The following is a 19,103-nucleotide window of genomic DNA, read 5'->3' on the forward strand; positions in this document are numbered from 1 at the left end:
TTATTTTTTAGCAATACACTAAGTATTTGAATCTTAACTGTTTAGTTTCCTTGTTATCTGTTTGAAAATTATTCTTGAACTTATTGAATATTTCTGCCTAATATGAACTATTCTAAAAGGACGACTGGGATTTAATGGATTAAAAAATATGGGAATTCCAAAAAAGGCACTCACAAATAGTAAACTCACGTATATAGAAAAAATTGCAGATAGCTCTCATGAAACATGGAAGGTTTCTTTTGAGGAAGAGGGTGTTGTCAAGAAGGCTTTTTTTAAAAAATTAGAGCCTAAAAATCACTATCCTGAATTATTAGCCAAAATCAGTGTAGCAACTTCATCATTCAAAAGGTTATTTCAAGGCAAAAGATCCGCTGAAGAGCGTTTGGTATTTGGGGAGTATGATCTCGAATTAATGCCAGATGATGTGAAAAATATAAAAAGTGGCACCCTTCATATTAAATTAGAGCAAGACTTTCTCGAATACATTGTTAAAACTCCGGATGGCTTAAAAAAGAATACCATTGCGATAAAGGATATACCAAACTTTAACCCCCAACTACCTTTAACTATAGAGCAACTGCAAAAGGTAAAGAGTAGTATCCTGGAAATCACCTCAAAAAGGGGGGACACACAAGAAAAAGTAATCGGTACATTATCTATTGGTGTTGAAGATTTTAAACCTTTTCATTATGCAAGTCAGGGCGTTCCTATTAACAGTACTTTAAAGGAACAAGTTGCGCCCAGCGTTAAAACCCTTGTCGAAAAAAATATCATGGAAATTTTGTTTGGCAGATGGTTCCTTGATGATGATGATGCGCATCCCCATAACCTAAGCCTGGCTGGGGATATTGATTTTGATATGTTCTTCTATTGGTTCACTATTCATATGAAAGTGCCAAGAAAAGTAATCGGTATACCGAAAGAGCATGTTACTTTAACGGTCCGAGATTATGAGGCTTTTCCCAATGTTCAGCAATCTATGCCTTATCATTGGCCTCCTTATGAGCATCCGGGGCAAGAGACTATTCCACTAATTATACCTGGAGTACAAGAGCAAGCGCTTAAAATGTTGCCTAAAGCCTATGCAGATCCAGGGGAATTTGCGCGCCTGGCACAAAATTCACTTGCGCAAGAGCAGAAGCTTGCAGCGGCTTTAAAAGCATTATTAACTTTTCAGCCTGAACTACAACGTCAACGTTTAACAGAGCTTTTTGGTGATCTGCCTTTAAATTACACTTCTTTAGAAGAGACAGATCCTGACTTACGAGAAAAATATGAAAAGCTGTATCCCCGCTTTTGCAATGAAAAGACAGACAAAAAATCATTTGTTGATTTTATGATGGATTTATATCAAGAACACTATGATAACTTATATCGAGTGGTAGTTTTTTACATGGGGTGTATGGACAATGGTTATGGATTACCTTTGCCGCCTACTTATTTAGCTCTTTACCAAAAGCCTTCTTTTTATCGCAAGATTTTGGAATGGAGCCAAAAGGAAAATGAAACAACCTATGCTAATGAAGAAGATCTAAAGTACAATCCTGATGAATTACAAAAACGATATCATCAGGTTTGGCGTGATGCATTTGCTCCGATAATAAAAGAGTTGATCCACAGCGCCTACAGACTCACAAACACAATACTTAAGGATGCCACCAATCCTCCATATGTACAAATTTCCGAACTGGAAAGCAAAAAAGCCACAGATGATAGTTTAACCAGTGCCTGGGAGTTATTTGGAAATCTTCCTGTGCTTTCTGCTGAAGCAATCCAAGCAAAACTAAGTGTCGATAAAGACAGTAAGTTGCGTGATGCATCATTATTTTTGATTGCCTTTGTTAATGAGTTTCGTGAAATTACAAAGGCCTATTATGAAAAAGAGCGTCAGGATCTTACTGAAGAAGACAATCTTGAATTTTCAAATAAGCTGAGTTTACTCCATCAAACGTATAACCTAAAAATTCGTCAAGTCCTGGCGAATACAACAACCCATGCTTCTGAATTTAATAGTATTGCATCAAGCCTTAAGCTCATGGCAGAACAGGTCAATTTCCAATTGCATTTGACGACTACAGACGAACTTATGGAGGAAGCATTACTGGCTGTGAAGCGAGAAGTTCTGCCTTTTACGCATGAAGATGTGAAACAACAATACTATGATTCATTGTTTGTTTGGGCAAAAAGTCTCAAACCCGATGAGTTGGAGCGTTATATCAATGAAATTATAGATAAAAAATATGCACCCTTAGTGTCTACGTTTTCATTCCGTCAAAGGGTTGAACCGGTGAAGACCTATTTAAAAACAAGCATAAATGAAACTGGTGATAATCGTTTGGCCTATATTTTAAGCTCAGGAACCCAGCAAGATGGAGCATTGAATACTTTACTTGTGCAAGGTCTTACTCCTCTAATGTTGCAAAAGCATCCTATACCAAGTATTGATCTTGCGATCAGAGATAAAAGTTTTGAAAAAGGAATCAATGATTTTACTCGCGATGTGGTGGCTTTTGCCAAGAAAGATAAACGATTTACTCATCCTTATAGTGACGGGGGCATCGCCATGTTGTATCGGACGATTTATGATTGGGTAGATTCCCTCACTGATAAATCATTTAAAAGCTTAATTTCTTCTTCATTGTCAAAATATGAATCGAAAACATGGGGAAGTCTTTTGGGAGCCTCCAGGAGATCAGAAGTAGAAGGTTATTTAAAGGGGAATTGTAATGCGAAAGTACTGGCTATGATCTTCATGAATGGGGGAGAGTCTTCAACATTGAACGAATGTTTGTTTGTTAAAATAGTGGAAGCAATTAAAAAAGAAGTGAGTAATTATACGGTATTGCTGGAAGAGCCTAAATATAAATTAATTGCTCAGTTAAATTTGGAAGAACATACAACTAAATCGCATTGTCTTAATAATATGAGATACCATCACGAAACGATTTCTGCTTCGCATCGACAATTACAACTTACTTCTGGTTATACTTGTTAAGAAACAATTTAAAATTTACCACTATACTTCAAGTGATCACAACCCTGTTTGTGGCCGCTGGAAGTATACGTTATTATTCACTTTTTTTAGAATGCTTGAGAGCTTCACATGTCCTTTGATTTAATAAAAACATTACCCCAATACCTGATTCCTCAGCATGGGCTTACCAGTCTTGCTGGTTGTTTGGCTGAGGTGAAAAATGTCAAAGTAAAAAATTACATCATTCAACGATTTATAAGGAAATATCACGTTAATATGAGTGAGGCTTTAATTGAAGACCACACTGCATACACCTGTTTTAATGATTTTTTTATTCGTCAATTAAAGCCAGAGTGTAGGCCCTTAGCCGATGCCGATATTATTTCACCTGTAGATGGCTGTGTTAGTGAAATTGGATCTATAGAGCAGGGTCAATTAATTCAAGCAAAAGGTCGATATTATTCCGTGACTGATCTTTTAGCATGTAATAACGATGTAGCTGCCCAATTTATTAATGGGCATTTTGCTACTTTGTATTTATCGCCTAAAGATTACCATCGTGTGCATATGCCTATGGATGCCAAAATCACCTCGATGACCTATATTCCAGGTGCTTTATTTTCAGTTCAACCCTCAACTGCTCGAGTTGTGCCAAAATTATTCGCGCGTAATGAGCGACTCGTTATCTTTTGTTCTACCGCAGCAGGCCTTATGGTTATGGTGATGGTTGGTGCAACCATCGTTGGAGCGATAGGAACCAGTTGGAATGGGGACATTAAACGCAGTAAGACCCGTGTTGATTTTGAGTACAATCAAGAGCAAGAACAGAAGCTTGCCCAAGGTGATGAAATGGGATACTTTAAATTGGGATCAACCGTAGTTTTACTGTTTGCAAACGACACGCAAGTACATTGGAGTCCCGCTTTAAAAGCAGGAAGTACAATCCGCTTAGGCGAGGCAATTGGTGAAATTAAATAGCACGAAATGTAGCTGTTGAATAGCCTGGGTTGCACCCAGGCTGCGGTTTAGTATCAATCAATTTAATGCAAAGAGAGTACCCAACTTTTTATCCATGGCATTTTGATAAACAACAGAGGCAACACTTAGATCCTGTATTGAAAGTCCAACTGATTTGAAAACAGTAATCTTGTTTTTGAAGTCTGCACTTTTATGCATTAACCAATCACCTATCTCAATAATATCTTCTTGTTGTAACTGCTTCTTCTCCACAGCGCTGATAATTTCACCTGCTTCGGCCATAACAGCGCTTAATTGATCCACAATTACTACGCCATGTTTTAGTACATCATTGCTGATTTCTTTCATATGGGCAGTGTGTGAGCCTATAGCATTAATATGAACATGCGGCTCTATATCATGCATATGGATTAACGGCTCAGCACTTGCGGTTGCGGTGCAGATGATATCCGTATCTTTAACTGCTAAAGAAATGCTGTCATATACGTTGATGGCATATTGGTCTGCGAACTTAGTTGCAAATTGCTCTGCATTCTTAATGTTTCTTGACCATACCGATACCTGCTTTATATCGCGTACGTTTGCTACGGCTTCAAGTTGTGTTTCTGCCTGTACTCCTGAGCCAATAATTGCAACATGAGTTGCGTTATCTGCTGCAAAATATTGAGTGGCCAATCCAGAAACTGCCCCAGTTCTTAATGCAGTCAAATAACCTGCATCCATGAGCGCTTTGGGCTCGCCAGTACTGGCATCAAGCAACATGATAAAACCCGTGATAGAAGGTTTGTTGAGGGTGCTATTTTTAGGAAAAATAGAAGCCACCTTCAAACCTAAAGCTTTATCTTGGGCAAGATATGCCGGCATGGTTAACGTAAGTGCATCTTCTTCATCAATAGCAATCCCGGTTCTTAAAGGTAGTTTAACTTGTTGTCTTGCTAATTGAATAAATGCGTTTTCCATCGCCTTAATTGCTTGACTCATGGTGATGCTTTGTTTGACTTCGTCTAAAGACAATAAGCGAAGACTCATAATAATTTTAACCTCCAAATTCTTTAGTTAAAGCAGATAATAAAGTTGGGTATTTGAAGTTAAATTGATATTCCGACAATCGCTGAGGTGCAACGGTTTGTCCCGACAATAATAACTCCTCACCCATTTGACCAAATAAAAGCTGTATAATCCATGCCGGCATCCACAAAAAAGCAGGTTTTTTTAATACCTGGGCAAATGTTTTAGTAAATGTTTTTTGTGACACACACTCCGGCGCTACCAGGTTCACTGGGCCTGTAATCTCTGGGTGCGCTAACAAAAACATGATTGCTTCCACGTGGTCGGTGCTGTCAATCCATGCTAAAGGTTGTTCTCCAGTTCCAACTACCGCTCCCATTCCATATCGAGTAGGCAACTCCAGTTTTTTTAACATTCCTTCCCCCCGCTTTAGAACCACACCAAAACGCATAAGCGTAACAGGCATGCCCATATCAAATCCCTTTTTTGCAGTCTCTTCCCACTGACTAACCAGTTGGTTTGCAAAACTGGGTTCAGGAGAATCAATGGGTGGGGTAGTTTCGGTAAATGTAATATGGTCTTGTGCCAGTTTCTTCTGTAAACCATAAATGCCAACAGCACTTGCGTTATATAAGTGAGGTTTTTTAGTATCGGCCTTTATTCCCCAGAGAACTAATTGATTGGTCGTTTCAATTCTACTTGAAAGTAGCGTTTCTTTTGTTTTAGCACTCCACCGATGATCGGCAATATTTTCACCAGCCAAATTAATGATCACATCAAATTCATTTGGGTTTAATGTATTTAGCTTATCCCAAGTGGTTCCATGAACTGTATTTGAAAACATATGGTTAATTTTTTTTTCATCTCGTCCTATAACATAAATTTCGTGTCCAGACCGAAGTAACTCTGGCACTAATGTTTGACCAACGAATCCTGTTCCACCACTAACGATAATTTTCATGAGAATCTCCCTATAGAATGGGTTAAGCGAATTAATTTTAACCTACTTACGTGGAAACAGCTTACACAAAAATGATTTTGTGTGATTTGTTTAGAAAAACATAACATTTAAGTCTATCCTTTTATTAATACATTTAAGGGAATAACCAACATGCCCAATAAAAGTTTAACTGCAATAATCGGAATGAACAGTATATTGTTTTCCACAATAGCACTAGCCGCCTCAAGTAAGAGCGTGACTAAAGATGAATGGTTAGCCTCTTTCAAAGAGCAAGCTCCAGCGAAAATGTGCCGGCAATTAGTAGATGATCCGAAGACGAATAAACTGCTTGTAAACGCTAATATTAGCTATGATAAATGCGTAGCATTAATTTCAGTAAGTTTTGATAAATGTAAAACAAAATTTTATTCAGAATTACCCGTAAACCTAGACAATAAAGATGCATCAACATGGGGCAATAATCTAGGAAAATGCATTGGTATGGATTTTTTGTCGAATAACCTCACTGATACTTCTCAACCGACATCTGCAACACCAGCCACTACTTCTCCAACAACAACGAAACCAGGTGGTGCTTATCCATAAATTCAAATGAGCAGGGCATTAAAGTTTTAAAACCATCAATGGTACCGAGAAGAGGACTCGAACCTCCACGGAGTTGCCCCCACTAGCACCTGAAGCTAGCGTGTCTACCAATTCCACCACCTCGGCATTGTGGCCGCTAAGTTACTCATATTTTGTTGAACTGTCAATGGCTTTTTCAGATTAATATGAGAGCCTGTTTATTATTCTGCTTTCTTGGCCAAAATGCTGCGATTTTAGGACTCCGATACTACCTCGGAAAACGAGCTTTAAGGAATGCATACGTCCTAAGGTGACCTTCCTAGATCAGGTGGAATAAGGCGTTCCTGCTTTTAAAATACGTTCTCGCACTCCTTGCCAATTTCCTGTCTCTGGGGGAAGTTCGATTGCAATGATTTGAACATCGGCTGCATCCGCTTTTCTCAATTGATAGTACAAGTCAAAGGCCAATTTTTCGGGATCATCTGCCAAAAGATGAAAATGATCTTCATGGATGTTCATCGGTCGTTTGCTTGCAATAACATAAATTTTATCTCGATTTTTTTGACAAAAATCCGCCAGATCTTCATAGCTGACAAAATAATATAAGATTTTTTGCGGTTGGTAATGGCTTTCCAGCTTTCCGGGCACACGTACAGTACTCTCAAGGTGAAAGGAGGGGGTCGCAATCACTTCGGCTAGAGTTTTTTCATCAATAAGCCCGTGACGTAAAATTTGATAGTTTTCTGCATGAGTCGCATCAATGATGGTCGATTCAATGCCTACGCTACAACGGCCCCCATCTAATATGGTGACCTCTACGTTGGGAAATGATTCGCTAACATGCTGTGCAGTAGTAGGACTAACTTTCCCAAAGGGGTTGGCTGAAGGGGCTACCAGTGGGATACCTAATTTTGTTAATAGTTCCTGGGCTATTGGGTGGGCTGGACATCTGATGGCTATCGTAGTCTGGCCACCTGTGATTAGAGGATTGATGTGACCCCGTTTGCAATGCAGGACGAGCGTTAGAGGACCTGGCCAAAATTTCTGAATGAGTTGCTGCGCATAAGCAGGAATATCTTCGACCAGGGTACTGAGATCCCAGTTTTGTGGAACATGGACAATTAAGGGATGATTTAAGGGTCTACCCTTCATCTCAAAAACAGCTCTAATTGCTTTTTCATTATTAATAGGCGCGGCTAACCCATAGACAGTTTCTGTAGGTATGGCTACAGGTTTTCCTTGATGTAAGTCATTGATAACCTGATTAATATTGGTGGTAATTAGAGGCATATACCAATCATAGATTTAAAAACCCCTTATTCTTACACAAATTGCAAGAGAAATCAGTATTTTTGCGTTTTCAATTTTACCCACATAGAATAACTATACTTAATATAAAGAGATCAGGAAATTTGTCGTGTTTCTTAATTTATTAGAAAAAACAGTGGATGGTTTTTTTGCCATCATTCCCAGGGATAAACCCTCGATGGAAGTCGTTAAGTCCGCTCGTTTGATTGCACATAGAGGTGCCCATAATCAAGCACAGGGTATTATTGAAAATACGCTTGCTGCATTTAATTTGGCAAAAGAATTGAAATGCTGGGGAATTGAATTTGACGTCCGCACAACAGCAGATAAAGTGCTGGTGGTAAATCATGATCCTACTTTAAAGCGTCTCTGGAACCATGAGCGAACAATTGCTGACCTGAGTTTTAATGAACTAAGGACTCTGGCTCCTGATGTGCCCACGCTTAATGAGGTTGTTGCTACCTACGGGAAGAGTATGCATTTGCTGATTGAACTAAAAGCACCTTTTCAGAATGAGGATATTTTATTAGAGGCTTTAAATGGGTTATCTGCTGGTGAAAACTACCATTTGTTAACCCTAGATTCTGCAATTTTTTATTCATTGTCACACTTTCCCAAGGAAGCTCTTTTGCTGGTTGCATCACATTGTAATGTGCATCAATTTTGTAACGCCAGTTTAAATGAGAATTATGGTGGTGTACTAGGCCATTATTTTTTGATCAACAATAAAATAGTTAACCAATTCAAAGCAGCCGAAAAAATTGTCGGTGTGGGTATGGTCGATTCTAAATACAGCTTATACAGAGAATTAAATCGAGGAGTAAACTGGCTTTTTACCAACCGAGCAGATGAATTGAATGCTTATTTGCGTCATTTTTAGCAGAGTAACAGAGTTCATATCCTTCTGTCTTTTAAAACACCGTCTTAAGTTCGGCTTGTAACTCATTGACCGGTTGCACTAGATATGTTCTGATAGCAAGCAATATTTTGCTGATATTCTAATATCATTTTTATTAGCAAACCTATGGGGCCTGTAAACAGACCCTAAAATGTAAGTAACGTTTTAAACGAAGATAATTGTGTTAAAAGGGATGTAGCGATGGGATGGGCGGATAGATTTTGGACGGCAACCAATTGGGTTTTAGATACAACGGTACATGCCGTGGCAGATACCATGAGCACATGCGGTACACTGGCATGCACTCTTGGCGGAGCTGCCTATGCATTATCTAACGTGCTTCCTTTGCAGGAAGTTAATGCAGCATACTATGGGGGTGTGCATGCCGTGGGTAATTTTTCTCTAGGAATTAATGTTACAAATTTGAATTATAATATTCCTGAATGGCTCCCATTCTCTTACAGTAACCAGTTAAATAATGATACGCCGGCATATAATCTGACGGATTACATCAGCTTGGGAATGGTTAGCTCGATTAGTACCATATGTATTGGCTCAGGCATTGTCTTAAAAACTTTAGGCGCTAATATGAATCACTGGCAAGAAAACAGGGAGGAACGGCGTTTTTACGCTCAGCGCAAAGGAATTCAAATTAGCAATCCTCAGTTGAAAGAATACCTTTATGTGACTGCTGAAGCGTTTAGCAGCTCGATATCTACAGTCATGCTCAGTAATGGAGTTACAGCAGCGTTTCTCTATTTTTCAGGCAAGGTATTCCCCGATGTTACCTACCCTCCTAATGGAGAGAAAGTATATGGGGAACATTATAATGGAGCAGTGATAACTCAACCTTTTAAGGTAACAGTCGATTTAGGAGAGAGTAACTTTACCGTTCCTCTATATTTTGAAAATTGGAACGTTTTACTAAAAAAAGCAGTTGATGCAACCGTAAACGCTACTTATGGAGGCGGTTTTTTCATTAAACCGAATGGAGCCACCCAAAATCCTTCTTTTGCTGTTACGGAGACAGTTTCTTCAACCGTGGGGATAAGCGCTTATCTGGCAAGTAATTTTTTTGCTACTAAATCCAGGGAAATGCATTCTGAAAGAATACACGAGTCAGAAGTCAATACGTACACGCTCATTAACGCTTGATGAATTATCGGGGCGTAGAAACGAAAAACCGATCTCATTATCCGAGAAGTGTGCTAACGTTCAATAATTGCCGCAACACCCATTCCCCCTGCAGTGCAGACACTTAGAAGAATGCGTCCTTGACCTTGATCGGCCAGTATTTTGGCTGCTGCACCAACTATGCGTCCACCTGTAGCTGCGAAGGGATGGCCAAGGGCAAGACTCCCGCCCTTAATGTTCATTTTTTGTGTATCAATACTTCCTAAAGGTTTCTTGAGGTTCAAAACTTTTTGACAGTATTCAGCAGATTCCCAGGCTTTTAAAGTACACAGTACCTGTCCGGCAAATGCTTCATGAATTTCGTAATAATCAAAATCGTGCAATTTGAGTCGATGTCGTGCCAACAAACGTGCAACGGCAATGGTTGGAGCCATTAATAGACCTGCGCCATGCACGAAATCTACTGCAGCTACTTCGCAGTCCATAAAATAAGCGAGGGGTTCCAGGTGATGTTTTTTTGCCCATTCAGGAGTGCTTAATAAAACAACGGCGGCGCCATCAGTGAGTGGAGTCGAGTTTCCTGCAGTCAAACTGCCTTTATCTGATTTATCAAAAGAAGGTTTTAAAGCAGATAATTTTTCCAAAGATGTGTCTTTGCGCGTAATTGTATCTCGTTTTAAGGAATCAAGAGGTGCAATCAAATCTTCATAGAACCCTTCATCATAAGCTTGTGTGGCATTTTGATGTGAGCGAAGGGCCAATTCATCTTGATCCTTTCGCGAAATTTGCCATTCTTTAACCATTAACTCACAATGTTCACCCATAGATAAATGTGTTCGAGGTTCACGTACTTCCGGGACCTCAGGTTTTAACATACCGAACCGGAACTCCTTGAGCAACTTAAGTTTTTCCTTAAATCCTTTAGCATTTTGAAATTTGATTAAAAAATGGGTCAACCTTCGTTGGCCAATTAATGGGGTATCTGAATTAGTATCTGTTCCTCCGCCGATACCTGCTGCGATTTGTCCACTGGCAATTTTTAGGGCAATAAGGTTAACTGCTTCTAAACCAGTACCACAGGCACGTTGTATGGTCAACCCAGGAGTTTCAGGAGAGAGGGAGCTCCCTAAAACAGTTTCACGAGCAAGATTCCAGTCAAAAGGATGATTCATAATTGCTCCTGCAATAAAATCACCTAATAACTCACCTTGGAGTTTGTTTCTATCGATGAGATGAGCTAAGGCTGTACCCAGCAAATCCTGATTGGATTTTCCCAAATAGTAGGTTTGTGATTTGACAAAAGGTGTGCGGGAACTGCCAAGAATAGCCACTTTATCTTTAAGGCTCATGTTAAGTCCTTTTTTGCATATGATTTCTAAAATTAGACTAAAAAAATAATTGGGTTTCTTTAGAATTATAGTCTATCTTGTCATTAATCTGGTGGGAGTTAATCGAAGAAAAAATTTACGCTCTTTCAAATCAAGAATTAAAACAAGGAGGTTCTTATGTATACCTTGTACTCATGGGGTACGCCTAATGGTATTAAGCCGACAATTATGCTGCACGAGTTGTCTCAATCTTATACGCTTCAGTTAATTGATATTTCTAAAGGAGAGCAGTTTAATCCTGAATTTTTAAAAATTTCACCGAATAATAAAGTCCCGGTTTTATATGATTCGCAAAAAGATTTTTATTTGTTTGAAAGCGTCGCTATATTGGAATATCTTGCCGAAAAACATGGTAAGTTTTTACCTGAATCATTGACAGAGAAATATACTATTTTGCAATGGTGTTTTTTCCAAGCGGCACATATAGGGCCCATGTTTGGTCAATTAGGCTATTTTCATCGCGCCACAGAAAAGGTTCCTCATGCATTGAAACGTTATGCAGACGAAAGTGATCGTTTGCTTGGTGTTATGGAAAAACAATTGACCCAATGTTCGTATATAGGTGGCGCGGATTATACTATTGCGGATATGGCAATTTGGCCCTGGATTTACTGTTTTCAAATTTTTTACCAGCAGACCATTGATGAGCAGCGGTTTGCTCGTTTACTTGAATGGTATCAACTAATCAGCGAACGTGCAGCAGTCAAAGCGGCTTTAGAAGCATATAATTTGACTTTACAAGGAAAAAAGGAATAAAGCACGGCATTTTAAATGCGCTGCAGTGTTATGGAGCATCGTAAATATCCCCTCACCAGTTAAGCAAAAACATGTGGAGAGGGGAGGGAGATATGAATCGTATTACATAGTTGCTTCGAGTGATACTACAGGGTCTGTTGTCCCAAGGACTCCCGTTTCTTGTTTTTGCGCGTAAAATCCTTTTTTAGCTAGTAATTCGCCAACGGGAGTTATTTGGGGGGCTTGATCCGAAGGGGTGCTCAGCGTTTTAAGCGTGTCTATGTGTCGCTCCTGTATTTTAAGAAGCTCTTGATAGCGCGCATTGGAGTTTTCTAATTCTCTTTGCGTCAGGGCAAGCTTGCGTTCTGCTTCACAGATGCGATCAGCGATTAAGAGAAAACTTGATTCTTTATCCTCTATGAAGATATTCAGTTTTTCTTGAAATGCCAGACGTTGTGCTTCATTGCCAATGGCAGTGGTTGATAGTTGCGATATAGTGGAGTGCAATGTATCTATCATTGATTTAGCTCGCTGAAGATCCTCTCCAAGTTCATCCCGTACCTTTTTAACCTCAAGAACTTTTTCCGCTAATTCCTTTCGGCTGCTGCTGTATGCTTCAGTAATACGATCTAGTTTCTCTTGGTTTTGCCTTAAAAAATCAGCGTGTTGCGTGACGCCTTCTTTGAGTATACCTGAGGCTGCTTCTAATCCATCTTTGGTTTCACCTAACGCTACATTTATTTTGGAGGTAGCCATAACTTGTTTGTCTATCGCATCAATTTGCTTGCTTAATTCGTCGATATTTTCTACAAGCCTTACATTTTCTTTGGCAAATTTTTGAATTTCTACTGCTAATTGTTGGCGAATAATATCCAGGGCATTAATGGTTAACTCAAGAAGATCAGCCAAACCTAAAATACCTTTTTGCAAGCTTTCGACAGCGCTGGTGCTGCATTTATGATGATCATCAAGAATGAGGCCTCCGGCTGTATAAGTAATTGCTGTGACCCCGCAAATGGCCAAAAGAAAACCAATGTGGGCGACAATACCCATGATTAGCGTAGGAACGGTTAATGCGACCCCCCCAACAATTTTTTGCCAAAGCGGTAATTCACCCCAGTATTCTGCAGCTCGCGAAAACATACTTGGATTTTTTTCCATACTTTTGACAGTGTCTTGTAGACTTTTTCTGATTTGCTCAAATATTTCTTTAGTTATGGTGATTTTTTGGAGTTTGTCTTGTTCGGGTTCAGCATCGGATTGTATGCGTTGTAGTTTGGTTTGTATTTCTTCTATCGGTGTTTTTTGTAATTCTTTTTGTTCTATTGCTTTGGGAGTATCGATCTCGATAAGTAGTTGAAGCTCTTCGTCATTGGTAGCCATGTGAATTCCTTTTCTGTTGAATAATCTTCCTGTGCCTACTATTTTTAACCAGAATAATATAAAAAAACAAGGAAAAATTTATTCTGGAACGGGCAGTGATTTGATTAAGTAATTAAAATATGCTTTAAAGGGGGCGGAAAAACTTATTATAGATTATTAGTTGGGCTAAAAAAAGCCCAACTCATTTAAGGATGTTTATGATTAATTATGACTGTAACTAGAGCTATGATCTTCTTCGCTACTACAAGAAGACATGCACTCATTAACTTTTGCAGTACCAGCTACAATGCCTGTTGCAACACTACGGCTCAGCCCATAAGCAAGCGCTAGTGGGAATATAACGGCGGTAAACAGGGCAGCAACAACTGCAACTGCAGCACAAACTGCAGCAACAATACCTGCTTTTGCAGCAAGAATTAGTGCATCGTGTGCTTTTGTTTTTGACTCTTCATGACCTTTGCGTAAGCCATCTAAACTATAACCGGCTGCAAAAACTAAGCTGCCAAGCGCAGTTAGTGTTGTGCCAATGGAACCAATCACTGCAACACCAGCAATAAGCGCTGAAGCTATGGGTAAGGATAAAGGAGATGTGGCAACAATGCCAAATTCTTTTTTGCTTTTAAAGGGAGTGAAAAATCCGGGCAAATTTTCTTTTGCATAGGCAAAACTTTGAGATGCTTTCAATTTAAGGTCAGCTGTTATTTCTTTTTTTTGCTCTGCATTTCCTAAGAACAAATCAAAATAAGAGTTCTCATCATTTTTATCTTCAATAATTACAGGTCGTTCAGATGTGCGGGAATAGCTAGTGGGGTATTGAGTGTATTCGCTGGTATATTCTTCGTCTCTATTTCTTCTATCATCTATATTAAGTTTTGATTCCATAGTAGCACCCCTAGGGTTGATTAAATTCGAGCCATGCTATTTAAAAAAAGGATACAAGTCAAGTTGTGTTTATTTAAAATTTTGATTATTTTAGTGGCACTTGACGAAAATAAAATGGTTTTTTATGACTTTTAGTATTGGCCAACGCTGGATAAGTAACACAGAAACACACCTCGGGTTAGGAATCATTATTGATTTGAATGGGAGACAGGTGAGCGTAAGTTTTCCCGCTGCTGACGAAGAACGTATTTATTCTACAGACAGTGCTCCGCTGAGCCGTATCATTTATAAAGAAGGTGAAGAAATCACTACCTCGAGCCAACAAAAAATTTGTGTTACTCATGTTGAAACGCGTCAAGGATTGTTTTTTTATACAGGAGTAGATGAAGCCGGCAATGAGTTTCAGATAAGTGAACTTTCCCTGGATTGTTTTATCAAGCTCAACACTCCAGAGCAGAGGCTTTTTAGTGGTCTGCTTGATAAATTAAATGCCTTTAAATTGCGAATAGATACCTTGCATCATGCCAGCAGATTACAGCAATCTGAGGTTAGGGGGTTATTGGGTTCACGAACCAGTCATCTTAAACATCAAGTTTATATCGCCAGTGAAGTTGCACAACGCCATGCTCCAAGAGTTTTACTGGCAGATGAAGTAGGGCTGGGCAAGACCATAGAAGCCGGCATGATTATGCATTATCAACTAAGTACTGGCCGAGCCCAGCGAATATTGATTGTGGTACCCCAAACTTTGATTCATCAGTGGCTCGTCGAGATGATTCGCCGTTTTAATTTGTATTTTTCAATCATCGATGCAGAGCGCTATGAGCTTTTGTATGAGTTAGACGAAGAAGAAGGGATGCAACTCGGTACATCGCAAGAGAATCTTTTTGAAAACGAGCAATTGGTTTTATGCAGCTTGGACTTTCTCATGGAAAATGAAAATGCACGCCAACAGGCGATGACCAGTCAATGGGACTTGCTTGTTGTCGATGAAGCACATCACTTACATTGGTCCGAAGAAGAAAAGAGTCCCGAGTATGAATGCATAGAAGAATTAGCAAGACAAAGCAAGGGTTTATTGCTTTTGACTGCAACACCAGAACAAGCAGGAATTGCCAGTCATTTTGCTCGCTTAAGATTGCTTGATCCTTCACGATTTTATAATTTACCTGCATTTAAAAAAGAAGAAGAAGGGTATCAACAAATTAATAAACTCGTACACGAATTGATGGCTTATGAGGAACGGACGTCGACAGATGCCTTGAGTGTGAAACATAAGTCTCAGCTGGAAGCTTATTTGGGTGAAATAACAGGCTTGAATATTGATCAGATTATTAAAGACTTATTAGACAGACACGGAACAGGTCGCGTTTTATTTCGCAATACCCGTGCAGCGATTCAAGGCTTTCCTGAGCGACGCGTGCACCCCTGTCCTTTGGAGTGCCCCGAGATTTATTCTTCTATGGAGGAACAAAAAGGTCAAAGGAAGCTTTATCCCGAGCAACTCTTAAACAAAGAGATATGGCTTGAAAATGATCCTCGAGTAATGTGGTTAGTGAATAAAATTAATGAATTGCATCCCCAAAAAGTTCTTATTATTTGTGCCAAGGCAAACACAGCAATTGCTTTGGATCAGCATTTAAAATTAAAGAGAGGAATTCGCAGTACTTCGTTTCATGAGGGATTATCCATTATTGAACGTGATCGTTCTGCAGCTTATTTTGCAGAACAAGAAAACGGAGCCCAAGTACTCGTTTGTTCTGAAATAGGAAGTGAAGGCCGAAATTTCCAGTTTGCTCATCATTTAGTATTGTTTGATTTACCATTAAATCCTGATTTGCTGGAGCAGCGTATAGGTCGGCTCGATCGCATAGGCCAGCGAGATACTATTGAAATTTATGTTCCTTATCTATTGAGTACTGTACAAGAGAAATTGTTTCGTTGGTATCACGAAGGGATTAACTTATTTACCAGGAGTTGTTCTATTGGTTTTACACTTTATGAAGAATTTGAAAATGAATTACTGCCAATTCTTGATACTGTCGCTACAAATCAACAAGAACTCGAGAAATTAATTGTAGAAACAAAAACTCGCGCGGAACAAATTAATCAGGCACTTCACGAAGGTCGAGATCGCTTATTGGAATTAAATTCCTGTAATGCACCGCAAGCAGAAGCATTGATTGCTGCCATAGAAGCAGAGGAAAATTTTTTGGAATTGGAAAATTATATGGCGCAGGTCTTTCAGGAGTATGGTATTGACCATGAGTACCATTCTGAATCCACGGAAATCTTGCGTCCTACGGATCATATGAAAACAAGTCATTTCCCAGGGCTAAAAGAAGATGGTGTTACGGTGACCTACTCCCGTTCTAAAGCACTGGTGCGTGAGGATGTCGAGTTCTTAAGCTGGGAACATCCTATGGTCAGCGAATGTATGGAAATGATCCTGGATTCTGAGTTGGGAAATGCAACTTTGGCTACTATTTCTATAAAAAGCATTAAGCCTGGAACATTATTTTTGGAATCATTCTTTACAGCTCATTGTGTCGCACCAAAAAATTTGCAATTAGATCGCTTTTTGCCGCTTACACCGATTCGTGTGCTCATGGATGTTTCTGGAAAGAATCTTTCCAGCATCTTGGCTTACAAACAATTAAATCAAATGTGTGAGCCTGTTAAACGTCATTTAGGCTACCCAATTATTCAGCAGATCCATAGTGATCTTGATGTCATATTAACACAAAGCAAAAAAGTAGCTGAAGGACAACTTCAAGAGATAATCAAACATGCTACAAGCCAGATGAAAGAGAGCATTACTCATGAAGTAAATCGGCTTGAGGCTTTAAAGAGGATTAATCCCTCGATACGTGAAGATGAGATTGCGTTTTACAAAATACAGCTTATTGAAAGTGAAGAGTTTATTCACAGTAGCACTTTAAAGTTGCAAGCGCTGCGAGTGGTTATTAATAAAGTCTGATATTTTGATAGGCTGGGCTGTTAAAGCCTGGAGATTGTCAGTTTTTGCTATGAATCTTTGAACTATGTTCAATAAAATGTTTCTATCACTACTAAGTCCCGCGGCATCCAGGGATAAAGAATAATGAAAGCTGGCGATACCTCAGGTTGTTAATCCCCTTCAGCGTGCACCCATGCTTCGATTTTGACACCATTCCAGGCGCGTGTAGAATGAATAATAATCATTGGAAGGCACATGATTTCATCCTCCAAAAACGTTTCTTTTTAGGTTGGAGCAATGGAAACAGTATCGTTCATGGCGCTTTATCCCTCTTTCGATAGGCAAGTACTGATACCCAGGCTTTTGCTGCTAAGGTAATTATTGGCATATCGATCCTTGCAACGCGTTTTTTATTTTTTTGTTGAAGGGATAGGCTTAATCAAAATGTATTACTGGAAAAAATTACAGGTTTTATTGAGGGTATTTTTGTTTATAATCTTTGGCAATGAACGCGAATTTTTACTTTTAGGAATGTATTATTCGTTTTCTCTTGTTTCATACAATCAAAATGGATACACAAGTTTTATAATTATAATGTTGTGATGTAGGGAAAATATATTGTATTAATGATTTTGTTGTTTGAAATATTTATTTTTTACAGGATAAGTTGAGTAAGATACCCCGTTAAAAATTACTCACTTGATACATTCTTGAATTGTGTAGTTCAAAGGGAAGAGCCTATTCATGAATCAGCAGATAAAAAAAATTGCAACGGATCTTTTGCATTCAGCAGGAGTTACTCCCAATGGAAATGAAGATTGGGACATTCAAATTAGTAATGAAGAATTCTACCAGCGCGTTTTTAATGAGGGTTCTTTAGCTCTTGGTGAATCATACATGGATGGATGGTGGGACTGTAAAAGTCTCGACCAGTTTTTTACCCGCATTCTACAAGCCCAACTTGACCAAAAAATCAAATCCGATAAGTGGTCATGGCCAAAATTAGTTTGGCTCAAACTGATTAACCATCAATCGAAAAAACGTGCCCTCGAAGTAGGCAGAAAACACTATGACCTGGGAAATGAATTATTTAAATCGATGCTCGATAGCCGTATGAATTACACATGCGGCTATTGGAAAAATGCAAATGATCTGGATACCGCGCAGCTAAACAAATTGGAGCTGAGCTGTCAGAAATTAAAGCTTGAACCAGGGATGCATGTATTGGATATCGGCTGTGGTTTTGGTGCTTTTGCCAAATATGCTGCAGAGCATTATGGGGTGAGTGTAGTTGGAATTACTATATCCAAAGAACAGTTTGATTATGCAAAACAAAATTGTTCAGGTTTACCTATAGAAATTCGCTTTCAGGATTATCGTGACGTTCATGAACAATTTGATCGTGTCGTGTCTTTAGGAATGTTCGAGCATGTAGGTTATCGAAACTACCGTACCTACATGCAAAAAGTTCGTGATTGCCTTAGAGGAAATGGTTTATTTCTGTTGCATACTATTGGTGGAAATCAGACTACAAAAGCAACAGATCCCTGGATTAACAAATATATTTTTCCTAATGGGATGATTCCCTCCATGGAACAAATCAGCCACGCCTCGGAAGGATTGTTTATCATGGAAAATTGGGCTAACTTCGGGGCATATTATGATCATACTTTAATGGCCTGGAACGAGCATTTTGAACAAAATTGGGAGCATCTAAAAAAACAATACGACCAGCGGTTTTATCGAATGTGGCGCTATTATTTATTAGCATGTGCCGGTACTTTTCGTGCGCGAACGAATCAGTTATGGCAAATTGTTTTTTCCAAAAATGGTATTCCAGGAGGATACCAGGAGCCTTTATTTACAGGAATAAAAAAAAGAGAATCTGAAAACAAAAAAACAATATCGGATTTCGAATTATCTTGAACGAA

General features: G+C 39.1%; 14 protein-coding genes and 1 tRNA gene. 8 read left to right on the plus strand and 7 right to left on the minus strand.

The window, feature by feature from the left end:
• Positions 1–148: 148 nt before the first annotated feature.
• Together Lpar_RS04120 and asd are read left to right on the plus strand one after the other, a co-directional pair.
• Complete coding sequence (locus Lpar_RS04120) at positions 149–2,995, plus strand: hypothetical protein (RefSeq protein ID WP_058516718.1); 2,847 nt, start codon at positions 149–151, stop codon at positions 2,993–2,995.
• 108 nt (positions 2,996–3,103) lie between these two features.
• A complete protein-coding gene (asd, locus tag Lpar_RS04125; protein ID WP_058516719.1) occupies positions 3,104–3,952 on the plus strand; it encodes an archaetidylserine decarboxylase in 849 nt (282 codons plus the stop codon).
• 57 nt (positions 3,953–4,009) lie between these two features.
• On the opposite strand, the gene Lpar_RS04130 is transcribed toward asd, so the two are convergent.
• On the minus strand, positions 4,010–4,981 hold the full coding sequence (locus tag Lpar_RS04130) for an ornithine cyclodeaminase family protein (RefSeq protein WP_058516720.1): 972 nt from the start codon (positions 4,979–4,981) through the stop codon (positions 4,010–4,012).
• Positions 4,982–4,988: 7 nt separating this feature from the next.
• The gene (locus tag Lpar_RS04135; RefSeq protein WP_058516721.1) at positions 4,989–5,921 is read right to left on the minus strand and encodes a TIGR01777 family oxidoreductase; all 933 of its coding nucleotides are present in this window, start codon (positions 5,919–5,921) and stop codon (positions 4,989–4,991) included.
• A 150-nt stretch (positions 5,922–6,071) separates the two neighbouring features.
• Between Lpar_RS04135 and Lpar_RS04140 the strand changes: the two genes are divergently transcribed.
• Positions 6,072–6,506 carry a hypothetical protein gene (locus tag Lpar_RS04140; RefSeq protein WP_058516722.1) on the plus strand — a complete coding sequence of 145 codons (435 nt, stop codon included), beginning with the start codon at positions 6,072–6,074 and terminating at the stop codon, positions 6,504–6,506.
• A 39-nt stretch (positions 6,507–6,545) separates the two neighbouring features.
• Here the strand turns inward: Lpar_RS04140 and Lpar_RS04145 are convergent.
• A tRNA-Leu gene (locus Lpar_RS04145) sits at positions 6,546–6,632 on the minus strand.
• A gap of 177 nt (positions 6,633–6,809) precedes the next feature.
• Positions 6,810–7,775 (minus strand): L-threonylcarbamoyladenylate synthase, encoded by a 966-nt coding sequence (locus Lpar_RS04150; RefSeq protein ID WP_058516723.1) that lies wholly within the window; start codon positions 7,773–7,775, stop codon positions 6,810–6,812.
• Between the two features lie 127 nt (positions 7,776–7,902).
• Between Lpar_RS04150 and Lpar_RS04155 the strand changes: the two genes are divergently transcribed.
• Positions 7,903–8,673 (plus strand): glycerophosphodiester phosphodiesterase, encoded by a 771-nt coding sequence (locus Lpar_RS04155; RefSeq protein ID WP_058516724.1) that lies wholly within the window; start codon positions 7,903–7,905, stop codon positions 8,671–8,673.
• A gap of 219 nt (positions 8,674–8,892) precedes the next feature.
• Positions 8,893–9,846: a hypothetical protein gene (locus Lpar_RS04160; RefSeq protein WP_058516725.1), complete on the plus strand. Its 954-nt coding sequence runs from the start codon at positions 8,893–8,895 to the stop codon at positions 9,844–9,846.
• A 53-nt stretch (positions 9,847–9,899) separates the two neighbouring features.
• On the opposite strand, the gene Lpar_RS04165 is transcribed toward Lpar_RS04160, so the two are convergent.
• Positions 9,900–11,174 (minus strand): acetyl-CoA C-acetyltransferase, encoded by a 1,275-nt coding sequence (locus tag Lpar_RS04165; protein WP_058516726.1) that lies wholly within the window; start codon positions 11,172–11,174, stop codon positions 9,900–9,902.
• Between the two features lie 156 nt (positions 11,175–11,330).
• Here Lpar_RS04165 and Lpar_RS04170 point away from each other — a divergent pair, with 156 nt between their 5' ends.
• The gene (locus Lpar_RS04170; protein WP_058516727.1) at positions 11,331–11,969 is read left to right on the plus strand and encodes a glutathione S-transferase family protein; all 639 of its coding nucleotides are present in this window, start codon (positions 11,331–11,333) and stop codon (positions 11,967–11,969) included.
• 102 nt (positions 11,970–12,071) lie between these two features.
• Here the strand turns inward: Lpar_RS04170 and Lpar_RS04175 are convergent, their stop codons facing one another.
• Both Lpar_RS04175 and Lpar_RS04180 read right to left on the minus strand, forming a co-directional pair.
• Entirely contained in the window at positions 12,072–13,331 is a 1,260-nt protein-coding gene (locus Lpar_RS04175; RefSeq protein ID WP_058516728.1) for a LegC2/C7 family Dot/Icm T4SS effector, read from the minus strand.
• A 201-nt stretch (positions 13,332–13,532) separates the two neighbouring features.
• On the minus strand, positions 13,533–14,213 hold the full coding sequence (locus tag Lpar_RS04180) for a hypothetical protein (protein ID WP_058516729.1): 681 nt from the start codon (positions 14,211–14,213) through the stop codon (positions 13,533–13,535).
• 124 nt (positions 14,214–14,337) lie between these two features.
• On the opposite strand from Lpar_RS04180, the gene rapA reads away from it, so the two are divergent.
• Both rapA and cfa read left to right on the plus strand, forming a co-directional pair.
• Positions 14,338–17,193 (plus strand): RNA polymerase-associated protein RapA, encoded by a 2,856-nt coding sequence (gene rapA, locus Lpar_RS04185; RefSeq protein WP_058516730.1) that lies wholly within the window; start codon positions 14,338–14,340, stop codon positions 17,191–17,193.
• 723 nt (positions 17,194–17,916) lie between these two features.
• The gene (gene cfa, locus Lpar_RS04190; RefSeq protein ID WP_058516731.1) at positions 17,917–19,098 is read left to right on the plus strand and encodes a cyclopropane fatty acyl phospholipid synthase; all 1,182 of its coding nucleotides are present in this window, start codon (positions 17,917–17,919) and stop codon (positions 19,096–19,098) included.
• Positions 19,099–19,103: the final 5 nt, after the last annotated feature.

The sequence above is a fragment of the Legionella parisiensis genome, from assembly GCF_001467945.1.
Classification (GTDB): domain Bacteria; phylum Pseudomonadota; class Gammaproteobacteria; order Legionellales; family Legionellaceae; genus Legionella; species Legionella parisiensis.

Coding starts and splice junctions, on each gene's coding strand:
- Lpar_RS04140 (WP_058516722.1), top strand. CDS start 6,072: ATGCCCAATAAAAGTTTAACTGCAATAATCGGAATGAACAGTATATTG.
- Lpar_RS04130 (WP_058516720.1), bottom strand. CDS start 4,981: ATGAGTCTTCGCTTATTGTCTTTAGACGAAGTCAAACAAAGCATCACC.
- Lpar_RS04160 (WP_058516725.1), top strand. CDS start 8,893: ATGGGATGGGCGGATAGATTTTGGACGGCAACCAATTGGGTTTTAGAT.
- cfa (WP_058516731.1), top strand. CDS start 17,917: ATGAATCAGCAGATAAAAAAAATTGCAACGGATCTTTTGCATTCAGCA.
- Lpar_RS04150 (WP_058516723.1), bottom strand. CDS start 7,775: ATGCCTCTAATTACCACCAATATTAATCAGGTTATCAATGACTTACAT.
- Lpar_RS04135 (WP_058516721.1), bottom strand. CDS start 5,921: ATGAAAATTATCGTTAGTGGTGGAACAGGATTCGTTGGTCAAACATTA.
- Lpar_RS04175 (WP_058516728.1), bottom strand. CDS start 13,331: ATGGCTACCAATGACGAAGAGCTTCAACTACTTATCGAGATCGATACT.
- asd (WP_058516719.1), top strand. CDS start 3,104: ATGTCCTTTGATTTAATAAAAACATTACCCCAATACCTGATTCCTCAG.
- Lpar_RS04120 (WP_058516718.1), top strand. CDS start 149: ATGGGAATTCCAAAAAAGGCACTCACAAATAGTAAACTCACGTATATA.
- Lpar_RS04180 (WP_058516729.1), bottom strand. CDS start 14,213: ATGGAATCAAAACTTAATATAGATGATAGAAGAAATAGAGACGAAGAA.
- Lpar_RS04165 (WP_058516726.1), bottom strand. CDS start 11,174: ATGAGCCTTAAAGATAAAGTGGCTATTCTTGGCAGTTCCCGCACACCT.
- Lpar_RS04170 (WP_058516727.1), top strand. CDS start 11,331: ATGTATACCTTGTACTCATGGGGTACGCCTAATGGTATTAAGCCGACA.
- rapA (WP_058516730.1), top strand. CDS start 14,338: ATGACTTTTAGTATTGGCCAACGCTGGATAAGTAACACAGAAACACAC.